The organism is Shewanella sp. M16 (genome assembly GCF_018224605.1).
Classification (GTDB): domain Bacteria; phylum Pseudomonadota; class Gammaproteobacteria; order Enterobacterales; family Shewanellaceae; genus Shewanella; species Shewanella oncorhynchi.
On record NZ_JAGTUL010000013.1, the window covers coordinates 68,035 to 89,692 of the forward strand.

Sequence of the window (21,658 nt, forward strand, 5' to 3'; positions counted from 1 at the left end):
ACCCACAAGACCTTATGAGGGACACTCAAGTGACAGCCTTAAGTCAGTTATACCCGCAGCCATTATGGCAATGGTTCGAACAAATTTGCGCGATTCCCCATCCATCTAAGCATGAGCAAGCATTAAGCCAGCACATTCAAGCGTGGGCTAAAAGCAAACAACTTGCCGTCGTTGAGGATGCCGTTGGCAACGTGATCATCCGTAAACCTGCGACGCCGGGTATGGAAGATCGTAAAATCGTGGTTATTCAAGCCCATATCGATATGGTGCCACAAAAAAATGCCGATAAAGTGCATGATTTTACTAAAGATCCTATCGAAGCTTATGTCGATGGCGATTGGGTTAAAGCCAAGGGCACAACCTTAGGTTCAGATAACGGTATTGGCATGGCATCGGCTTTAGCCATTTTAGGCTCTGATGATATCAAGCACGGCCCATTAGAAGTGCTGCTGACGATAGATGAAGAAGCAGGCATGACAGGCGCCTTCGGTTTACAGGCGGGCATGTTAGACGCTGACATTCTGATCAATACCGACTCAGAGCAAGAAGGTGAAATCTACATGGGCTGCGCCGGCGGTGTCGATGCTCAAATCACCCTGCCTATGGTGTGGCAAGCCTCTGAGCAAAGTTACTCAGCCTTTAGCCTGCACTTATCTGGCTTAAAAGGGGGTCACTCTGGGGTGAACATTCACTTAGGTCGTGGCAATGCCAACAAGCTATTGGCGCGTTTCCTCTTTGAAAACGCAGATGATTTAGCGTTGGAGTTGACCCAATTTAGCGGCGGTTCACTGCGTAATGCGATTCCACGGGAAGCCAACATCAGCTTTATGTTGCCAGAAGAAAACGTCAGCGCCTTAAACGAAAAAGTCGCTGAGTTTGAAGCGCTTATCCGCACCGAACTCGCCATTGCCGATCCCGATATGCGTTTAGTGTTAAACACTATCCCAACGCCAAAACGTGTGATGAGCGAAAACAGCCAAAATACCCTGATCGATTTGCTGCATGTGTGCCCGAACGGCGTGATCCGCATGAGTGATGAAGTCGAAGGTGTGACTGAAACCTCGCTCAACGTTGGCGTTATCAGCACTAACGATGAAGAAGTCACTATCCTGTGCCTTATCCGCTCGCTGATCGATTCTGGCCGTACTCAAGTCGAAGGCATGTTAACTGCGCTGACCAACTTAGCCGGAGCCGATATCGATTTAAGCGGTGCTTACCCAGGCTGGAAGCCAGATAACAGCTCACCTGTAATGGCGATAGTGCGCGAAACCTATCAAGACATTTACCACAAAGAGCCAGTGATCATGGTGATCCATGCGGGTCTTGAGTGCGGCCTATTCAAGAAACCCTATCCAGACATGGACATGGTCTCGATTGGCCCCACCATTCGCTATCCACACGGTCCAGACGAAATGGTAAACATCACCACAGTCGGCCAATATTGGACATTATTATTAGCCGTACTCGAGCGCATTCCAGTCAAGGCTTAATGTTCTAACCTTACCCAAGCTCACTCAATTCAAGGCCACATCTGCTCAAGTCAGATGTGGCCTTATTTTTTACCGCGGATTCTATTTGTGTAGAAATGCCATCGATAAAATTTTTATGAAAGAACTGAATAACTTGAATTTTCTACTATAGTTGTTCTGTCTGACCCTAACGTATTTTTGCTTATCGCGCTTTTAGAGATAACCGCTTTCCCCTTCAATACTGTGACCTTAAGGAATAGAGATCATGAAATTTGGTAAAATCTTGTCAGCCGCTGCACTACTGCTCAGCAGTAACCTCAGTTTCGCCGAAGAAGTCCCCAAAGCCGTTATAGACCTAGCCGATTCACTGATGCCATTAGGCAGAGAAGTGGTACTGGTGAATGCCGTTAAAGCGCAAAATGCCCAAGGCAAAAGCTTAGATTCAATCAAAACATTAGATGAAAAATGGATTGCCACCGCAGGTATTGATGACTTTATGTCATCCCTGATGAACAACGAAGCGGCCAAGTTTCTCACGACCTTCGAAGCCAGCAAACCTTACTACCAAGAAATTTTCCTCATGGACAATCAAGGCGCGAACGTCGCCATGATCAGTAAAACTTCAGATTATTGGCAGGGTGATGAGGATAAATGGCAAAAATCATTCGCCAATGGCAAAGGCGATAAACACATAGGTCCGGTCAAATTTGACGAGAGCTCCCAAGCCTATCTAGTACAAATTTCTATTCCAGTGATGGATGGCGATGCTGCAATTGGTGCTATCACGATTGGGATCAACCTAGATCAATTTGGACTCTAATTACCAGAGAACGCCAGTGATGGGCTGCATCCTCTTACCACAGAGGTTATTGCGGCTCTCACCTTTTCAGTGCATCAATCAAGGAGGGCGTGACTATGGAATGGTATAAAGATCTATCCGTTAATCAGAAACTGACTTATCCGAGTCTGCTACTCGCTGGCGTAGTCATCTTCGCCTCTTCAACTGGTATTTTAGGACTCAAAGCCTTAAATCACAGCGCGAATACACTCGCGCTTGAATACTTACCTAGCCAATCTGAACTCCTACAGGCCGATAAAGAGCTTTATCAAGCTCAAGTGGCCGAGCGCAGCCTGATGTTTGTTAACGTGGGCACAGACTCTTACAACGACCTTTTAAAGCAGCACACTAATAGTATCTCTCTCGTTAAAGAACATATTGATAAGTTTGCCGATGTGACCACAAGTCCCCTCGCTAAAGATAAGCTCAATGAATTGAATCACAGTTTCGATATTTGGCGAGCGACAACCACAGAAATCAGTAATCAACGCACCCAAAATGGCCGTAACGGTAGAACAACGGCGATTGATCTTAGTTTCGGTCAAGCAGCAACGCAATTCGAGCAACTACACCAGAACATTAATCATTTAATCAATGATTTAAATAGTAATACTACCGCAGCGATAGCCCAAGTAGATGATGATGCCAATCATGGACAACAGATGCAGTTAATTGCCTTAGCCATCAGTCTCTTGATCTGTATACTCTTTATCGTTGCACTGCCTAAACTCATCAGCAAACCGCTGGCGGTATTACTCGCAAAAATCCACGACATTACCGATGGTGATGGCGATTTGACCGAACGAGTCCACTTAACCTCTAAAGACGAGCTTGGTGATCTCGCCAAGGCATTCAATCATTTTCTCGATAACTTACACGGTATTATCTCGCAATTTAAACAGTCTACATCAGAGCTCAACACCGCTGCCGAAGGTCTAGCCAAAACCAGCGCATCAGCAAAACATACCTTGATGGATCAACAAGCTGCAACCCACAGAATCGCCGATGCCAGCGATCATATTGCCGCATCAGTGCAAGAAGTATCAGTCAGTGCCAGTCATGCCGCCGATGCCGCTAAACAAGCCGACGTATTTACCGCCGACGGTCAGGCAAGAGTGAAAAAAACCATCAATGTGATTCGTGAACTTGCGGGAGATGTAGGCACGGCAGAAATGCAGATCAATAAACTCGAACAGGAAGGCCAACATATCGGCCGCGTGCTTGAGGTGATTCAAGCCATTGCCGAACAGACGAATCTATTAGCCCTTAACGCCGCAATTGAAGCGGCGCGCGCGGGCGAACAAGGACGCGGGTTTGCAGTGGTTGCCGATGAAGTGCGATCCCTTGCCTCTAAGACTCACCAATCAACCGAAGAAATTAAATTGATGATCGCCAATGTGCAAAATGGCACTCAAAGCGCTGTGGCAGCGATTAATATCGGTAATGAAAAGGCTATCTCAAGCGTAGAAGCCGCCAGTAATGCCGGTGAAGCCTTAGCGCATATTGCAGAAATGGTCAGCCAAATTAGTGAGATGAACAATCAAATCGCCCTCGCGGCTAAAGCGCAAACCACTATGGCCAACGAGAGTCATCAAAATATTCAACACATTGCCGAACAGTCGGAGGAAAGTCTACGAACCACTGATGAAATCTACGCAGCAAGCGTACAACTCTCGTCAATGGCGAGTAATCTCACTGCGCTGGTCAGCCGCTTTAAACTGTAATTTGTTGAGGGTGAAAGCTTTTATATAAGTTACCTTTTGTAAATCAGTGATGCTTGAAAGGTCCCCTCAAACAAATAAGGGAGCATAAACCTGTCGCAGTGATTATCTGAATTCAGGTGCTCCCTTATATTTAAACAGCAAAGCTAGCACTGATTAGCAGCGCTTAACCACTAAGCCTCTTGCCGCGCGTAGGTTGACTAACATAGGTAACATCAACGCAAGGATCACTATCAGCATCCCTACCAATTGAATTTCCGTCACCGCCTGCCCCATGGCTAACGCCGTTAATGCTGCAAAAACGGGCACGAGATTAAAAAAAATCGATGCCTTAGCGGGGCCAAGCGCCTTAACACCGTTAATCCAAAACAGATAACCGAGCACAGTGGCGAACAAACCTATGTAGAGCACGCTAGAAAAAGCCGTTGCCGACAGTTCCATCAACTCCAGCCAAGGGTGAAACTCACCTCGGCCAAGCCCAACCACGGACATAGACACACTGGCAGCTATCATACTCAGCAAGGTAAAGGGCAACACAGGCAACCAATGGCCGACCCGTTGCGAACAAATGGTATAACCACTCCACGCCAACATGCCGGCGGCAATCATCACATCACCTTGGTTAAAACTAAAGTTGAGCAACTGCTGCACACTACCGTTGGTGATCACTAGCAGTACGCCCGCCAATCCACCCACTAAGCTAAACACTTGTTGTCTGCTGAGCCATTCACGCTGTAATAGCGCATTGACGATTGAAGTCACCAGCGGGCTGAGCGCCATAATCAAGGCACCATTGGCAGCAGAGGTATGCTGCAGGCCATTAAATAACGCCAGATTTAAGCCGCCCACACCAATCACACCCACTAACGCTATGACAATATATTGCACCAAACTCAATTTGGGCCAAGCCTGACGAGTAAAAACGATATATAACGCTAAAGTCACAGCCGCAATGGTAAAACGCCAGAAGACGAGGGACTCTCCTGACATCTCCTCCAGCACTCGCTTAGCAATCGGAAACACACTGCCCCAGCTAAAAACGCAAATCAGTAGACAAACGAATGTCATGTAAGGTGTATGGGATTTCATATCGGCCTCTAGGGAGGTAATTGGGATTGAGCTTAGTTTATAAGTTTCATATATTATTAAAACCAACAAGATTGAGAGCTTAAATTCCAAATATGAAACTTAATTATTCCTTAGACGATATGCGCTTATTTTGGGTGGTGGCACAGCAAGGGAGTTTTAAGCTCGCGGCGCAGCATTTAGGCATTCCACCTTCAACCTTAAGCCGTCGAATCAATCTGTTAGAACAATCCTTAGGTCTGCGTTTACTGCACAGAGACGCCCATAGAGTCAACCTTACCGCCACAGGTCAGCGGTATCTGGTGAGTTGCATGCGGATAAACATCAAGCGGTTGGCAAATTGCGGATCTCGGCGCCCATCAATACAACCTATCGCTGGCTAGGTGAATCACTCAACGCCTTCCAACGGCATTATCCCAATATTGATATCGATTTAAGTCTGTCGAACATGAATATCGATGTCAGTGAAAACGCCATCGATATCGCCTTTCGAGTGGGCGAACCTAAAGATCCCGATTGGATTGCAAGGCCACTTACCACGATTAGCTTTGTACTTTGCACCAGCACATCGGCAACGCAGTGGCATGCGCTGCAATCCATTGAAGAGCTGGATCAGCATCCGGTTATCATCGCCAAGCCCACAAAAACGTGGCGTTTACAGCACAATAGCACAGGGCAAAATGTCGAGTTTGAACCAAGGGGGAATATCAAATTAGCCGTCGATGATATGGCGATTGCCTGTCAGGCCGTGGTGGCGGGGCTTGGGATTGGACTCATACCCATCAGCATGGCGAGTGAACAGATACGAAGTGGCAAACTCATTCAAATACTGCCCGAGTGGCAAGGTATTCCGCGCACCGCCTACTTGATGTATCGCGATCGGGACAACCTGCCCTTACGGGTCAGACTGTTAATTGATTTTATGTTGGCGAATCCACCCGAGGCTTATTGAGCCAATGCAGGCATGAGTCTGCGGCTTATCAACTCAATAAACGGCTAGAGTGCTAAATCCAGCTGAGTCTGGCCGTTTAAGCTTGTGGCGACAACAAGAGTAGAATCGGTAAGGCCAACTGAAATCCCCAATAGACGAATGCCGCGGCCTTCTTGCCTTTCCATAGCCTGTGCGAGTAGCTCATAGAACATTACAATCGAGACTTCATCGCTGCGGTGCTCAATTGTAGTCTGCTTGAAATCGTTAAACTTAAGTTTGACCACCTGTTTATGTATTTTGCGTTCCTTAGCACTGCGACTTAAACGCAACGACAGTTCTTGGATCAAACTCGGCATCACCTGCTGGCACTGCTCTAAACTATAAATATCCTTTGCTAACGTGGTTTCAACACCCACTGATTTGCGCTCTCTGTCGGCAGAAATCCCCCGCTCATCTATGCCTTGGGAACGCTCAATCAACACACCACCAAACTTACCGAATCGCGCTAAGAGCTCAGGTTTAGAATAAGCTTGCACATCACCACAGGTATTGAGCCCGAGCGAAGAGAGCTTTTCGGCGGTGACTTTACCAACACCGGGAATTTTACGCAGCGATAAGGTCTTAACAAACTCAGAAAGCGTCTCTGGCGTAATGACATATTGGCCGTTTGGCTTGTTCAGATCCGAGGCGACCTTAGCTAAAAATTTTACTGGCGCGATACCCGCCGATGCGGTTAAACCCGTTTCGGTTAAGATATCGCGACGAATCGCTTGGGCAATCAAGGTCGCAGAGCCCTTATATTGTTGGCACTCACTCACATCCAAATAAGCTTCATCTAAGGAAAGCGGCTCAATTAATTGGGTATAGCGGGAAAATATTTCACGAATTTGTAGCGACACTTCTTTGTAAACCTGCATCCGACCCGGAACTAAAATCAGCTCAGGGCACAACTTAAAGGCATAAGCCGTTGCCATTGCTGAACGTACACCGAATTTACGTGCCTCATAACTGCAAGTACTGATAACACCGCGACGGTCGCTACTGCCGCCTACGGCTAAAGGCTTGCCACGGTACTCAGGAAAGTCGCGCATTTCCACTGCAGCAAAATAGCAGTCCATATCGATATGAATAATTTTTCGCACGTTGAATTCCTCCAACGCCAAAATACTGTATATAAAAACAGTAATCAAGTATTCCTGATAGATTTGGGCCAATAAGATGTGGCCTAGCGCTGGAAAAGAGAACAAGACAAGTGTGAGGAACAACAGACATGCTTAATAACTGAGTTTCCTAGGCCATTACACTCAGTGGCCTAGGTATTTACTCAACCTAACAATCTAAGGCTCACATCTTAGTTTGCAGGTAGTTTTGCAATCCAACACGGTCAATAAGCCCAAGTTGTTTTTCGAGCCAATACATATGGTCAGACTCTGTATCGTCGAGTAATACTTCGAGGATTTCGCGGGTCTGGTAATCTTGCTTCTGCTCACACAGTGAAATCACTTTGCGCAAATCGTCCGCGACCTTGTATTCATAGGCAAGATCATTACGTAGCATCTCTTCTACATCTTTACCTATGTTCAATGCCTCACGGGCGGCAACATTGGGTGTACCTTCGAGGAATAAAATGCGCTGCACTAATTTGGCTGCATGGGCTTTCTCATCATCTGACTCATGGGCGATACGCTCATAGAGTTCATTCAGGCCCCAATCTTTATACATATGGGCATGGACAAAATACTGATCCATTGCCGAGAGTTCTCCCGTTAGGAGTCGATTTAACGCATCGATGACGTCTTTATCGCCTTTCATATCTTGCTCCTATTGGTCGCTAATTTGCGATTGTAGATAATTTTGAATACCGGTTAGCGTAATGAGCTCTTGCTGCGACTCGAGCCAATCTAAGTGCTCTTCTTCGTCTTCGAGAATATCTTCCAGCAGATCGCGGCTCACATAGTCCTGTTCGGCTTCACACAAGCTAATCGCATCACGCAGCAATGTAAGCTGCTCTTGCACCATGGCCAGATCGCAGTCGAGCATCTCTTGGCTATGTTCACCAATGCGAAGTTTTTCGAGTTGTTGCAGATTAGGCAGACCTTCCAAAAACAGCACCCGCTCGATGAGCTTATCGGCGTGCTTCATATCTTGGATGGATTTTTTGTATTCGACGTGGTTTAACTTCTCTAAGCCCCAATGTTTAAACATGCGGGCATGGAGGAAATATTGATTGATGGCGGTCAACTCACAGGTAAGCACCCGATTCAGTTGCCCAACCACTTTAGGATGACCTTTCATAAGTTACTATCCTTGGTAAGCGTGAAAAGATTGATCTAAATCAAGCTTCTAGCCTAGTACAATTTATCTACCAACTCAAATTATCTTTATATTTCACTCACTTAATGATGAAAAGCATTCTCATTCCTGCTTAGGTTAACTTGCTATCCCACTCTAATCCCAAGGATAAATCTCAAATGATTAACCCGTGTAAGAAAATACGAGGCAAAAAATAGCCCCCTAAATTGGAGGCTATGATCGAATCAAGACTATTTAGATAATGCGGTCTTTCGTTAACTTCTCACGACGCGCTTCTTCAGCGGCCATACGACGTTTACGTTTGTCACAAGGGTCATCACAATCACACGCTTTCTCAATCCCTAGAACACCTAAACCGCCACAACTTCCTTCAACGGCTTTGCGCTTGATGAGATAACCAATCGACATGAGCAAAAAGAAGACTAACAAGATCACAAATGCCGCAATAAAAGAGGTCATGGTTTACTCCAAAAACTAAATAAGGAAAGGCTTGAAGGCGTCGCTGTAATAGACCTTAAATCCGTCGCCTTGCTTTTCGATTAGCATTATCGCCAAGTGTTCCTTCTTGGCAAGCTCCAATGATGCTTCTGTGCCCAAAACCATCATGGCCGTCGCAAAACCGTCGGCCGTCATACAATTTTGATGCAATACAGTCACGGATGCTAACTTATGATTTATCGGCAAACCAGTACGCGGATCGATTATATGCGTAAAACGTTGGCCGTCTTCTTCATAATAATTACGATAGTCACCAGAGGTCGCCATCGCCATAGTACCAGGTGCAATAACCTGCTGTACGGCTTCAGAGCCATCATTGGTCGGTTGCTCTATCGCAACACGCCAAGAGCTTCCATCACCTTTGGCACCTTTGATACTCAGTTCGCCACCGATTTCAACTAAATACCCTGTCGCGTGGTATTTATCAAGAATGGAAGCGATCTTATCAACCCCAAATCCCTTCGCGATTGATGATAAATCTACATATAAATGGGTGTTGTGCTTACTTAGACGGTTGCCTTCAATGGAAAGTTCACTAATCCCTGTTTTGGCTTTAGCCGCATCAATATCAGCCTGTGTCGGAACTTTCGTTGGACGCTTATCAGGTCCAAAACCCCACAGATTAACTAAAGGACCTAAGGTAATATCAAGTGCCTTATCCGTCACTTGATATAAACGTATTCCCTCTTGCACCACTTTTATGGTATCCGGTGAGACTTCAACGCTTTGCTCCAATGGCAATTGGTTGAAACGGGATAATTCTGAATTAGGCCGATAGGTCGACATCTGGTCATTGACTAGCTCAAGGGCTAAATCAATTTCCGCTTGAAGTAACTGCGCCGTCGGCATCTGCTCATTCGGGACGACTTTAATGTGATAAGTCGTGCCCATAGTGCTGCCGGCCAACGAAATGACTTCGTTTTGCTTTGAACAGGCTGAAACAAAAAAGGCCAGTCCCACGAGGACTAGCCAGTTAAATGAATACTTTAACGCTGAGGTATTGATCTTTAAGGTCTGAAACATAGTGACCTACTACTCTTATTTGGGCCCTTAAATGCAAAAGTTGCAGATGAGAGATTATCCTCAACATCTGCAACTTTTCTATCTAGGACTAATGAACATTAGCCGCCGAAGTCATCCAACAGGATGTTTTCGTCTTCGACACCAAGATTTTTCAACATACCAATTACGGCAGCGTTCATCATTGGAGGTCCACACATGTAGAACTCACAATCTTCTGGAGCATCATGGTTTTTCAGATAGTTTTCATACAATACGTTATGAATAAAACCTGTGTAACCATCCCAGTTATCCTCTGGTTGAGGATCTGAAAGTGCCACATGCCATACGAAGTTATCATTCTCAGCCGCTAGGCCGTCGAAATCTTCTACGTAGAACATTTCACGCTTAGAACGTGCACCGTACCAGAAGCTCATCTTACGTTTAGACTGAAGACGCTTCAGCTGGTCGAAGATATGTGAACGCATTGGCGCCATACCCGCACCACCGCCGATAAACACCATTTCTGCATCGGTATCTTTCGCGAAGAATTCACCGAATGGACCAGATATAGTGACTTTATCACCCGCTTTTAAGCTCCAAATGTAAGATGACATCTTACCGCAAGGCAGTGTCAAGTTACGTGGTGGAGGCGTAGCAATACGCACGTTCAGCATAATAATGCCGAACTCTTCTGGGTAGTTAGCCATTGAGTATGCACGGATAGTTTCTTCATCAACCTTAGATTCAAGATTGAAGAAACCGAAGTGTTCCCAGTCGCCACGGTATTGTGCAGGTACATCAAAATCTGCATATTTAATATGATGAGCTGGTGCTTCGATTTGAATATAACCGCCAGCACGGAATGGTACAGACTCGCCATCAGGAATTTGCAGCTTCAGTTCTTTAATGAAAGTGGCTTTGTTATCGTTAGAGATAACTTCACATTCCCATTTCTTGATACCGAAGATTTCTTCGTCAAGCTCGATTTCCATATCGTTCTTAACGTTAACCTGACAAGAAAGACGACAACCTTTACGGGCATCACCTTTGCTGATGTGGTCAAGTTCCGTTGGCAGAATATCGCCGCCGCCAGACTTAATCACCACGCGACATTGGCCACATGAGCCACCGCCACCACACGCACTCGATACGAAGATACCGCTGTTAGCCAAAACGCCTAACAACTTACCGCCCGCACCGGTTGTAATCGCTTTTTCAGGATCGTCATTAATGCCGATCGTGATGTCACCACTAGCCACTAACTTAGACTTAGCGAATAAAATCACTAATACCAAGATGAGGACGATAGCAGTAAACATACTCACACCGAGGTAAACCTCGAGCGGAGTAGATTTAAAAATACCAAGAATATCCATTAACTTATCCTTAGAAGGTCCAATTCAAGAAGCCGTTATGTGTCTCTTACAGAGACACACCTGAAAACGACATGAAACCTAAGGCCATCAAACCAGCGGTGATAAAGGTAATCCCTAAACCACGTAGGCCGTTAGGCACGTCGGCATACTTCAGCTTCTCACGGATACCGGCCATCAATACGATAGCTAATGCCCAACCCACTCCTGAGCCGAAACCAAACACCACACTCTCGCCTAGCTTGTAGTCACGCTCAACCATGAATGATACCGCACCGAAAATCGCGCAGTTCACTGTGATCAAAGGTAAGAAAATACCTAATGCGTTGTACAAAGGTGGAAAGTACTTGTCCAGTGCCATTTCCAGAATTTGAACCAAAGCCGCAATCACACCGATAAAGGTAATGAATTTCAAGAAGCTTAAGTCAGCTTCAGGTGCGCCAGCCCAAGCAAGTGCACCAGGAGCTAGCAGCCCTTGATAGATAACTTGGTTTGCTGGGACGGAGATAGTTAACACTACAACTACCGCAATCCCTAGGCCCATGGCTGTAGTGACTTTCTTAGACACAGCCAAGAAAGTACACATACCTAGGAAGAAGGCCAGTGCCATGTTTTCAATGAAAACAGAGCGAATTAACAGGCTAATATAATGTTCCATCGCACTTACCCTTTTGCTTCAACTTGCTCTGGCTTATAGGTACGAATAATCCAAATCAAAACACCGATCAGGAAGAACGCACTCGGAGGCAGTAGTAGCAGACCGTTTGGTTGGTACCAGCCGCCATCAGAGATCTTGTGCAGGATTTCAACACCGAACAGAGAACCGTTACCAAACAGTTCACGTACGAAGCCAACAGCTAACAGAATAGCACCGTAACCTAAACCGTTACCGATACCATCCATAAAGCTCATCATTGGCGGTGTTTTCATCGCGTAAGCTTCGGCACGACCCATTACGATACAATTCGTAATAATCAGACCGACGAATACCGACAGCTGCTTAGAGATCTGATAAGCATAAGCCTGCAACAATTGGTCAACCACGATTACCAAAGAGGCAATAATGGTCATCTGTACGATAATACGCACACTGCTTGGAATATGATTACGGATCATTGAGATAAACAGGTTCGAAAACGCAGTTACCGCAGTTAACGCCAACGCCATTACCAGTGCAGTTTCGAGCTTACTCGTTACCGCTAATGCACTACATACACCAAGTACTTGTAAAGCAATCGGGTTGTTGTTGACTATAGGTCCGGTCAGAACCTGTTTCAGTTCTTTAGCGTCAGACATTAGTTGAGACCTCCATTGCGTGCTTTTTCAATGAAACTCGCAAAACCTTCTTTACCCAACCAGAATGTCAGTGAATGTTGTACACCGTTACTCGTTAAGGTTGCGCCAGATAATGCATCTACACCGTACTCAGTGCTAGCAACAGTTGGGTTTTTCGTTACGCTGATAGCGAGTTTACCTTGCTCATCAAATAACTTTTTGCCATGCCATTTCGCTTTCCACTGAGCATTTTGCACTTCGCCACCTAAGCCCGGCGTTTCGCCGTGCTCGTAGTAGACTAAACTTTGCACTGTGTTTAGGTCAGCATCCATAGCAAGGAAGGCATACATAGTAGACCATAGGCCATAACCATGGATTGGCAGAATGACACTGGTTAATTTACCTTGGCCGTCACGAACAAGATAAACCACAGCCTTATCAGCGACACGTTTCACTGAAGCGATGTCATTCTCAGGTACAAATGAGGTTTTCACATCACGAGAAGCTTTACGTTGATCATAAGTGTCAGCATCAACACCCTCAACCCAAGCACCCGTTTTCAAATCGACCAGTTTAGCTTCGATGTGTTTGCCGTATGTATCCAGAATTTGCGCTTTGGTCACTTTGCCAGCTTTAGTATCGATAAGACCAGCGGCTTCCAGAATGTACTTTTGCTTATCAAGCAGTTTATTTTCTGCTTGAGTCGGTCTCAGTAACACTGCTGCAGTAGACACAAATATCGCACAAATTAGACACAGGCCAACGACGATAAATAAGGTTCTGCCGAACGAATCTTTATTACTAGCCACGGGCAATCCTCCGCTTGATATTTGCCTGAACCACGAAGTGGTCGAACAATGGCGCGAACAAGTTAGCAAACAAAATTGCCAACATCATGCCTTCAGGGAATGCAGGGTTAATCACGCGGATAAACACAGCCATTGCACCGATCAAGATACCGTATGCCCATTTAGCTTGGTTAGTAAATGACGCTGACACTGGGTCTGTCGCCATAAACATCATGCCAAACGCAAAACCACCTAACACTAAGTGCCAGTACCAAGGCATTGCAAACATTGGATTAGTGTCACTACCGACAACGTTAAGCAGCGTAGAAATGGCAATCATGCCCACCATTACACCGCCAACGATACGCCATGAAGCGATACGCGTGTAGATGATGACCAAACCACCTAACAGAATCGCTAATGTAGACACTTCACCCACTGAACCTGGAATGAAACCGAAGAACGCATCCCACCAGTTTTGGTTAATTGCGTAATCTAAAGTGCCAGACGCCGCTTGGCTCAGTGCAGTTGCACCTGAGTAACCGTCAGCCACAACCCATGAGGTATCACCTGACATATTCAACGGATAAGCGAAGAACAAGAAGGCACGACCCGCTAGTGCTGGGTTTAAGAAGTTACGCCCTGTACCACCGAACACTTCTTTCGCCACGACCACACCGAAGGTGATACCCAGCGCCACCATCCATAATGGGATAGTTGCTGGCAGCGTTAAAGCAAACAGGATAGAGGTAACGAAGAAACCTTCGTTGACTTCATGACCACGTATAGAGGCAAACAGCACTTCCCAGATACCACCGACGGCAAAGGTCACCGCGTAGATAGGTAGGAAGAAACAGGCGCCATACCACATCAGCGCAGGCCAGCCAGAGTTTGCCGTCAGTTCGGTACCGAACATGCTGAACAAGCTCACTTGCCATACGTCAGGGGTAGCAAAACCAGCCACTAAAGCTAATTGAGCTTGTAAACCTACGTTGTACATACCCACGAACATCGCGGGGAAAGCACAAGCCCAAACCGTAATCATCATACGTTTTAGGTCGAGGTTATCGCGAACATGGGTTTTGCCCTTGTTCACTTTACCTGGGGTATAAAAAATCGTGTATGCCGCTTCGAATAGGGCATAAAACTTTTCGTATTTACCGCCTTTTTCAAAGTCGGGTTCAATACGTTCGAAAAAATCTTTCAAGCTCATTAGCCTTCCCTCTCGATCGTATCTAGACAGTCACGCAGATATGAACCGTAGTCATACTTGCCTGGACATACGAACGTACACAGTGCGAGATCTTCTTCATCTAACTCTAACGCGCCTAACGTAGCAGCACCGTCAAAGTCACCTGAAATCAAGTCACGCAACAACATAGTAGGAAGAATGTCCAATGGCATTACACGCTCATAGTTACCAATTGGCACCATAGCGCGGTCTGAACCACCTGTACTGGTCGTCATGCTGAACAGACGAGAAGGAGCAAGATGTCCTAAGAATGCACGAGTGATAGAATATTTGTCTGAGCCTGGTAATACCCAGCCTAAAAATTCTTTCTCTGTACCTTCTTCTAACAGACTTACTTGAACATGGTAACGACCTAAATACCCTTGTGGGCCAACGGCTGTACGACCATTCAGAACAGAGCCTGAAATCAGACGAACATTGCCATCTAAGGCTTCACCTGCGGTTAATTCAGTCATGCTCGCGCCCACAACAGTGCGTACGAGTCTTGGCTTAGCCGCTTTAGGGCCTGCGATCGCAATAACACGTTCGGTATTAAGTTCACCCGTCGTAAATAGCTGACCAATTGCTATTACATCTTGGTAACCAATATGCCAAACGGTACGTTTTGCAGAGGCAGACAATAAGAAGTGAATGTGAGTACCGACTAATCCTGCAGGGTGCACACCGGCAAATTCTTCAACTTGGGCATTTGCGGCAGGAATATCAGCGCCAGGCGCTTTACAAAGGTAAACTTTACCGTCAGTAAGTCTTGCTAAGACCTTAAGACCATTAGCAAAATCTTCTTTATGCTCACGGATCACCACAACGGGATCAGCGGCAAGAGGTTGAGTATCTATTGCGGTTACAAAAATACCAGCAGCAGAAGAGTCTACAGCAGGAACTTTGCTAAAAGGACGAGTACGCAAAGCAGTCCATAAACCTGATTCAATCAGATTGTCACGGACTAACTGCGAGTCGAGCGTATCGAGTGCAGTGGCATCATATTTAGCAAAGGCAACGCTGTCGTTTCCTTCCACTTCAATGACAACAGACTGCAGAACACGCTGGGCGCCCCGGTTAATGTCTAATATAGTACCACTGGCTAAAGCCGTATATTTAACGCCTAAATTCTTCTTATCTTCAAAAAGAACTTGGCCTTTTTGTACTTTATCGCCCACTTTGATCTTCATCGTTGGACGTAAGCCAATATACTCTTCACCCAAAGTAGCTACATGTTTAATGGCTGGGCCATTATGGATAACTTGCTCTGGTCCGCCTGCTATAGGCAGTTCCAATCCTTTCTTAATTGTAATCATATCCACAAGCACTACGTTTGAAGGAAAGACAATGCGCCGCGTTCCTGCTAAATACTTAGGTTTTAAACAAAACCTACTGCATTGAGCTAGCGCAGATTTATCACAGAAATGCGATCGCAATCACGCTGGTCGCGCGCATTTTACCCCAATTGACTTGGCATCGCCACGAAAATTATAGGTGATTTCAAACCTAAAATACGGATTGAAAAGAATCATGCGCTACGGCGTTCACCTTCCGACCTAGTGACTGATCAGAAAGAGAGAATATTACGGCCACTGGGTACTATAGCATTAATAATTAAAGATTTAATTTAGCAAAAAGTCGAAACGTCCACTAAAGGCAGCCGAAATCGATCTTATTTGTTTCAATTGATTTAAATTCAAACAAAATAAAACTCAATTTAAAAGCGCCATTGATAACCTAAATAGCTAATACGTCCATTTTCCGATCGAATTCCGCTATTTGATGCTGTTGTGACTAATGTCTCATCTAAGAGGTTTTCTACCCTAAAATAAATCTCATGGTGACGGTTAAAATGATAATTCGCCGCCAAATCTACTCGCCATTGTACTGCGATAGGCTGTAATTCAGCGCCAAATTGGCCCATTTCCCGTTCCGATTGATAAAAGATATTTGCATTCAATTCATATTCGGCATATTTCATTCCAGCACTAAAATGCAATTGCTGCTCAGGTAACCAAGCCACTCTATCACCAGCCACAACGCAACCTTGGATTTCGTTACAGCTATTGGTTTGATACTCCGAATTCGAATATTGATAATTTAAGACTAATGGTAACTGTACACTACCGATATCCCACTGGTAGCCAAGACTCAGCTCAACTCCTTTGGTCAGTACATCCACGACATTGCCTTGAACCCACAAACGACTGTCGGCACATTGCGTATACGCATCACAATTCACATGAAGATTATCAAAATCTTGGACATAAGTTTTGATGCCTCCAGTAAAACGCTCGCTGGCATATTGGGCGCTGACTTGATATTGCAATGACACTTGAGCCTCTTGCTCAAGATTACCTGCACTCGCGGCGGTCCATGAGCGGCGAATATCCGTACTAAAGCGCCAATCTCCAGCATCATATAAAACACCGAGTTGTGGCATCCAATCGCTGTCGGAGAAATCAGCCGCATCCAGTCCTACATAAGCCAAATCGACCTTGCGATTGACGCTCACTTGTTCATAGGCAAGCGCGAGCTTTATCTGTAATTCGTCCCAATTAAACAAAGAATCGATTGCCGAAGTAAATGCTGTTGCATCGTCGGTATAGGCCAATAATGCATTTTGTGCATCACTAACTAAACTCAAGTCCTGCTGCCATAGACTCTGTTGATCGCCAAGGTGCATCTCGGCTTTATCCGTATGATAACGGGCGCTATAGATAATTTGATGGGCACCATACTGATTCACTGATTCAGTTTGTGCCCCAAAGGAGCTGAAATCATTGTCTTGTTGTAAAGAAGCCAGTGAGACGCCATCGACTGTCGGCTGACGTTCAAATGCGGCCAACGCAGCAAGACTCTGGGCATTGAGCATTTGCCCATCAAATTGATTGAGTTGGTTTAATTGCTGCGAATAGGACTGGTAGTAAAAGTCTGTGGTGACCTTATGCCCACTATTGAGCGTAACTTGGTGAGACAGTTGGTACTTATGATGTCGCCCCTGATGTTTATCCGCCGCAGTGGCCGAATACAAACTCATAGGATCTTGTTGCCAATCGGCCTGTGTTAATCCAAGTTGAGAGCGATAGCTATCATCATCGAGAAACTGGTAAGTAAACTCAGTCACCTGTGGACTTCTGGCACCGAGTAAACTCGCAGCATTGATTTTAAATAAGATGTCTGTCGTTTGATGGTCTGTGTCTTGACCATTGAGCAAGTGATCGGCGCCGCTATTATCTGCATAATTAACCGCGAGTATCATGCCATACTCTTTTTGCTTAACTCCCCAATTCATATCGACACTGTAGTCTGAATCGGTATTGCCCTCGAGAGTCGCCTTACTATTCTCGGTCTGCTCAGCAACAGGTAAGGTTTGATAACTCACCACCCCAAACGCACCTTGCCCACCGACAGCCATATTTGCCATCGGGGCGGCAGTAACACTCTGTTGTTGCAGTAGATTAGGTAAGAGTTGTAATTGCGGTGCCGAATACGGCGCAGGGGAGAAATACACTCTATCTTGCAATACGGCCACGCCTTGAGTCGCGCTGCGCATGCTGATGCTCGCGGGATTTCCACTAAGATCCGCAGGCAAAACCGTCAAAGCCGTCAATTGACCTAATGCTAAACGATTAGACGTTGAATGAAATGTGTCATTGAGCTTGTTCAATTCAAGCATTTGACTGTGAAGATCATCGGCGAACGTTGTGCTAGAACAGGCAAGAGATACAGAAATTGCACAAAGTGATACAGTGAAGTAACGACTAGGCATACCAAGCTCCCAAAAACTTTGTTAGCGTACGGTGTTTTTGTTATTAACTTGTAAAATAGCTGAGTTTACTTGAAAAAAAAAGCGACTCTCGTCGCTTTCTCTTATTTACTTCAGGAAACTGAATTTACTAAAGAAGCACTCTCATACTATAAGAGTGCGAACAATTACAGATTACCTAGAATTTCATCGCTTAATTTTAGATCGTCATTACGATTAACACTTACGCCTGCAGCAATAATATTACGGGCGATATCTTGTGCTTGCTCTAATGAATGCATCTCATACGTACCACATTGATATTCGTTCAGCTCAGGGATTTCAGACTGCTCAACCACTTTAAGCACATCTTCCATCGCGGCTAACCACGCATCGGCCACTTGGCGCTCTGTGGGTTCACCAATCAAACTCATATAAAAACCGGTACGACATCCCATTGGCGAAATATCAATGATCTCAACATCGCTGCCATTTAAATGGTCACGCATAAAACCCGCGAATAAATGCTCTAGAGTATGAATACCACGCTCACTGAGGATCTCTTTATTCGGTGAGCAAAAACGTAAATCAAATACAGTAATGGCATCGCCCTTTGGCGTGCTCATATGCTTAGCGATACGAACCGCAGGGGCATTCATCCGAGTATGGTCGACGGTAAAGCTATCAAGTAATGGCATAGGGATCTCCAAATTCTCAGGGCGACATCAACGCCACTGTAACTGTCTATTTATGGCTTGCAAGCATAACACCAAATGAATTACGCCGATAACAAGATAATCTAAGATGAAATCATCTCATATAAATCAGATGCTAATGTGACAGTTTGCAGTAAAAAACCATCATTTAGTGTTGACGCTGTTGACTGTAAGCATCCTCAGATATTTTATGGTACTGGCGCACACCTTGCTCATACGCGTGATAAGCATCGTACACCTTTCGCATTAAGGGATCTTGATTCGCTTGGTCTTCAATCACTTGTTTGGAGATTTTCTCAAGCTCCAACAACACGTTCGGTGGAAACGCTTTAAGCTCCACACCTTCGTCCTTCACTAACGTTTCAAGGGCGGTCACGTTACGGGTCGTGTATTCATCGAGCATATCTTGGTTAATGGCTCTCGCAGCAACTTTGACTATGGCCTGTAAATCCTCAGGTAAACTCTCGAATGCAGCGGTATTAATCAAGAATTCCATATTTGAACCTGGCTCATGCCAACCAGGGTAATAGTAGTACTTAGCCACTTTATGTAAACCGAAGGCAAGATCATTCACTGGCCCTACCCACTCTGCGGCATCAATCGCCCCCGTTTGCAGTGCACCATAAAGTTCACGCCCCGCCATGTTTACAGGTACAGCACCAACACGTTTCAACACTTCACCACCTAAGCCCGGCATGCGGACCTTCAATCCCTTAAAATCAGCAATGGTATTGATGGGTTTATTAAACCAGCCGCCCATCTGCATCCCAGTATTGCCTCCCGCGAGGGGAATAATACCAAAAGGTTGATACACTTCAGTCCACAGCTCCATACCACCGCCATAGTGAAGCCAGCCATTTATTTCCTGCGCGGTCATACCAAATGGGATCGATGAAAAAAACTGCGCTGCGGGCGCTTTTCCTCTCCAGTAGAAAGAAGCGGAGTGGGCCATTTGAATTTTACCCTGACTCACACCATCAAATACGGCAAAAGCAGGCATCAACTCACCCGCACCATAAACGCTAATCTTTAACCGACCGTTAGACATTTCATCGACTAAATGCGCAAAACGCTCAGGAGCCATGCCTAAACCGGGGAAGTTTTTCGGCCAAGAGGTCGCAAGACGCCATTCAATGGCAGGTAAAGCATGGGGAACATCAGTTGCGGCATGGGAAGCGGCTACGCTTTGCGCATCACTGGAGACGGGGTTACAACCGCTCAGTCCCATCAGCAGCACTGAGATAAACAAGCTCCCTAACTTACGCATTTTTAATACTCTCTCTGATGTCAAACGAGCACATGGATCCAACTAACATGGAAATGCACTCAGGATGGGTATCGACAATCACATCGCCCAACCTCTTAAAATAAAACATATTTTTAACACAGAAACTAAGGTAGGGAAACTAGAAACTAAGGTCGGCAAACTCAAAAATAGTCTTAAGTTGGTCTAAAACAAAAAGCCACTCTATGAAGAGTGGCCTTGAAATCTAAGCTAAACAGTATTGCTGAGCGATTAATTAACCACGACAATTTGGCGTATTAGGTACTTGTGCATTCGCATCCCACTCATTTTGAGTGAAAGTGTGAATAGACAAAGCATGCACGCCATTGGCTAACTCATGGGCTAAGTGAGTGTTGACCAATCGATGACGGGCTAATAAACGTAAGCCATCAAACTGCTCGCTCACCAGCACAACTTTAAAGTGGGTTTCTGAATTCGGTGGTACATGGTGACGATTACTTTCGTTAATCACTTCTAAATGGGTCGGCGAGAAGCATTCGGTTAATTTCTGCGAAATAGTGTTAGCCACAGTGCCCTGCACATGAGTATTAGACATATTCGAGTCTCAGAATGGGAAAATCCAGTTGCCGCAGAGTACTGCTTCAAATTGAAAAGATCAAATTCACGCTTTCAATTTGTTGATGCCCTACCACTTTATATCCAGCCATATTTCGCAGTGCTTCACCATAGGCAGTTAGCGGGAGGCAATTAACCATGGAAATTAACGATGAGTTGTCTAAAGGTATAGTTCCAACGCGGCTCTTTTACTTTCAACCGTTTAGGGAGGCTATGCAGCCAAGCACTTTGCATGGGCCAATGCATGATCAGTAGATCGCCACTGTTCAAACTTATGCTGTACTTGGTTTGGCTGTGCTTATGCTTAAGCACAAAATCCCGCGTGGCGCCTAAGGTAATAGAAGCAATATGACTCCCCTGAGCAATTTCAGGTTCATCATCACTGTGGGCGCCCATACAATCTTTACCATCGGCGTAGCGATTCACTAATACCCCATTGCTCTCCAAACCATAATCCCGCGCTAACTTATTCCTCAACTTGTGAGCATATTTAGGCCAAGGTAAGGCGCGGATAAACAGTCCTGAATATAAATAGTCGCAGCCCAAATCGCCAAACCACACTTGCTGGCGAGGAATAGCGTGAAACTGACCAAAGACTTGGATTTCAGGGCGATTTAAGGGATAGGTCAGCGCTTCTTTCATTAGCGCCGCTTGCTGCTCAGCATTAAGATAACCCCGCACTAAGGTGATGGGCGGTTTAATTTGAGCCTCACCCTCTGTATCAAACCCTAACTTACCTTGCTGCATTGACGTCCTCCATGTGAGCCGTCGCACTGCGCCATGAAATCTGCGATAATCTGCGCCTTAA

20 protein-coding genes and 1 pseudogene are annotated in these 21,658 nt (G+C 45.6%); 4 read left to right on the forward strand and 17 right to left on the reverse strand.

The window, feature by feature from the left end:
- Nucleotides 1-29: 29 nt before the first annotated feature.
- From KFE26_RS10770 to KFE26_RS10780, 3 genes are all read left to right on the forward strand, one after another.
- Entirely contained in the window at nucleotides 30-1,490 is a 1,461-nt protein-coding gene (locus tag KFE26_RS10770) for an aminoacyl-histidine dipeptidase (protein WP_131523865.1), read from the forward strand.
- A gap of 244 nt (nucleotides 1,491-1,734) precedes the next feature.
- A complete protein-coding gene (locus tag KFE26_RS10775; protein ID WP_028761558.1) occupies nucleotides 1,735-2,289 on the forward strand; it encodes a cache domain-containing protein in 555 nt (184 codons plus the stop codon).
- A gap of 95 nt (nucleotides 2,290-2,384) precedes the next feature.
- Entirely contained in the window at nucleotides 2,385-4,031 is a 1,647-nt protein-coding gene (locus KFE26_RS10780) for a methyl-accepting chemotaxis protein (protein WP_212600394.1), read from the forward strand.
- A gap of 153 nt (nucleotides 4,032-4,184) precedes the next feature.
- Here the strand turns inward: KFE26_RS10780 and KFE26_RS10785 are convergent, their stop codons facing one another.
- Entirely contained in the window at nucleotides 4,185-5,117 is a 933-nt protein-coding gene (locus KFE26_RS10785; RefSeq protein ID WP_212600395.1) for a DMT family transporter, read from the reverse strand.
- Between the two features lie 92 nt (nucleotides 5,118-5,209).
- Between KFE26_RS10785 and KFE26_RS10790 the strand changes: the two are divergent.
- Nucleotides 5,210-6,066: pseudogene (locus tag KFE26_RS10790) on the forward strand (LysR family transcriptional regulator).
- A 44-nt stretch (nucleotides 6,067-6,110) separates the two neighbouring features.
- Here the strand turns inward: KFE26_RS10790 and dinB are convergent.
- The 16 genes from dinB to KFE26_RS10870 all read right to left on the reverse strand — a co-directional run bounded on the left by dinB (nucleotide 6,111) and on the right by KFE26_RS10870 (nucleotide 21,597).
- Nucleotides 6,111-7,187 (reverse strand): DNA polymerase IV, encoded by a 1,077-nt coding sequence (gene dinB / locus KFE26_RS10795; protein ID WP_198572969.1) that lies wholly within the window; start codon nucleotides 7,185-7,187, stop codon nucleotides 6,111-6,113.
- 202 nt (nucleotides 7,188-7,389) lie between these two features.
- Entirely contained in the window at nucleotides 7,390-7,857 is a 468-nt protein-coding gene (bfr, locus tag KFE26_RS10800) for a bacterioferritin (RefSeq protein ID WP_212600396.1), read from the reverse strand.
- A 9-nt stretch (nucleotides 7,858-7,866) separates the two neighbouring features.
- Nucleotides 7,867-8,340: a bacterioferritin gene (bfr, locus tag KFE26_RS10805; RefSeq protein WP_006080475.1), complete on the reverse strand. Its 474-nt coding sequence runs from the start codon at nucleotides 8,338-8,340 to the stop codon at nucleotides 7,867-7,869.
- A 252-nt stretch (nucleotides 8,341-8,592) separates the two neighbouring features.
- Nucleotides 8,593-8,817 carry a (Na+)-NQR maturation NqrM gene (gene nqrM, locus KFE26_RS10810; RefSeq protein WP_105250019.1) on the reverse strand — a complete coding sequence of 75 codons (225 nt, stop codon included), beginning with the start codon at nucleotides 8,815-8,817 and terminating at the stop codon, nucleotides 8,593-8,595.
- A 15-nt stretch (nucleotides 8,818-8,832) separates the two neighbouring features.
- Nucleotides 8,833-9,879: an FAD:protein FMN transferase gene (locus KFE26_RS10815; RefSeq protein ID WP_105250020.1), complete on the reverse strand. Its 1,047-nt coding sequence runs from the start codon at nucleotides 9,877-9,879 to the stop codon at nucleotides 8,833-8,835.
- 98 nt (nucleotides 9,880-9,977) lie between these two features.
- Nucleotides 9,978-11,234 (reverse strand): NADH:ubiquinone reductase (Na(+)-transporting) subunit F, encoded by a 1,257-nt coding sequence (gene nqrF / locus KFE26_RS10820; RefSeq protein ID WP_028761565.1) that lies wholly within the window; start codon nucleotides 11,232-11,234, stop codon nucleotides 9,978-9,980.
- 46 nt (nucleotides 11,235-11,280) lie between these two features.
- Complete coding sequence (nqrE, locus tag KFE26_RS10825; RefSeq protein ID WP_006080469.1) at nucleotides 11,281-11,889, reverse strand: NADH:ubiquinone reductase (Na(+)-transporting) subunit E; 609 nt, start codon at nucleotides 11,887-11,889, stop codon at nucleotides 11,281-11,283.
- Between the two features lie 5 nt (nucleotides 11,890-11,894).
- Nucleotides 11,895-12,527 (reverse strand): NADH:ubiquinone reductase (Na(+)-transporting) subunit D, encoded by a 633-nt coding sequence (locus tag KFE26_RS10830; RefSeq protein WP_006080467.1) that lies wholly within the window; start codon nucleotides 12,525-12,527, stop codon nucleotides 11,895-11,897.
- Nucleotides 12,527-13,315 (reverse strand): Na(+)-translocating NADH-quinone reductase subunit C, encoded by a 789-nt coding sequence (locus tag KFE26_RS10835; RefSeq protein WP_028761566.1) that lies wholly within the window; start codon nucleotides 13,313-13,315, stop codon nucleotides 12,527-12,529. Before KFE26_RS10835 ends, KFE26_RS10830 begins: the two co-directional genes overlap by 1 nt.
- Nucleotides 13,308-14,507 (reverse strand): NADH:ubiquinone reductase (Na(+)-transporting) subunit B, encoded by a 1,200-nt coding sequence (locus tag KFE26_RS10840; protein WP_105250021.1) that lies wholly within the window; start codon nucleotides 14,505-14,507, stop codon nucleotides 13,308-13,310. The genes KFE26_RS10835 and KFE26_RS10840 overlap by 8 nt, the downstream gene beginning before the upstream one ends.
- Nucleotides 14,507-15,841, reverse strand: a complete 1,335-nt coding sequence (locus tag KFE26_RS10845) for a Na(+)-translocating NADH-quinone reductase subunit A (protein ID WP_028761568.1) — start codon at nucleotides 15,839-15,841, stop codon at nucleotides 14,507-14,509. Before KFE26_RS10845 ends, KFE26_RS10840 begins: the two co-directional genes overlap by 1 nt.
- 401 nt (nucleotides 15,842-16,242) lie before the next feature.
- Nucleotides 16,243-18,297, reverse strand: coding sequence for a TonB-dependent receptor domain-containing protein (locus tag KFE26_RS10850; RefSeq protein WP_212600397.1), 2,055 nt, complete (start codon nucleotides 18,295-18,297; stop codon nucleotides 16,243-16,245).
- Between the two features lie 164 nt (nucleotides 18,298-18,461).
- Nucleotides 18,462-18,971, reverse strand: coding sequence for an S-ribosylhomocysteine lyase (luxS, locus tag KFE26_RS10855; protein WP_212600398.1), 510 nt, complete (start codon nucleotides 18,969-18,971; stop codon nucleotides 18,462-18,464).
- Between the two features lie 166 nt (nucleotides 18,972-19,137).
- Nucleotides 19,138-20,256 (reverse strand): TRAP transporter substrate-binding protein, encoded by a 1,119-nt coding sequence (locus KFE26_RS10860; protein ID WP_212600399.1) that lies wholly within the window; start codon nucleotides 20,254-20,256, stop codon nucleotides 19,138-19,140.
- A 253-nt stretch (nucleotides 20,257-20,509) separates the two neighbouring features.
- Nucleotides 20,510-20,830 carry a BolA family transcriptional regulator gene (locus KFE26_RS10865; RefSeq protein WP_028761572.1) on the reverse strand — a complete coding sequence of 107 codons (321 nt, stop codon included), beginning with the start codon at nucleotides 20,828-20,830 and terminating at the stop codon, nucleotides 20,510-20,512.
- Between the two features lie 152 nt (nucleotides 20,831-20,982).
- The gene (locus KFE26_RS10870) at nucleotides 20,983-21,597 is read right to left on the reverse strand and encodes an alpha-ketoglutarate-dependent dioxygenase AlkB (protein WP_212600400.1); all 615 of its coding nucleotides are present in this window, start codon (nucleotides 21,595-21,597) and stop codon (nucleotides 20,983-20,985) included.
- Nucleotides 21,598-21,658 lie beyond the last annotated feature (61 nt).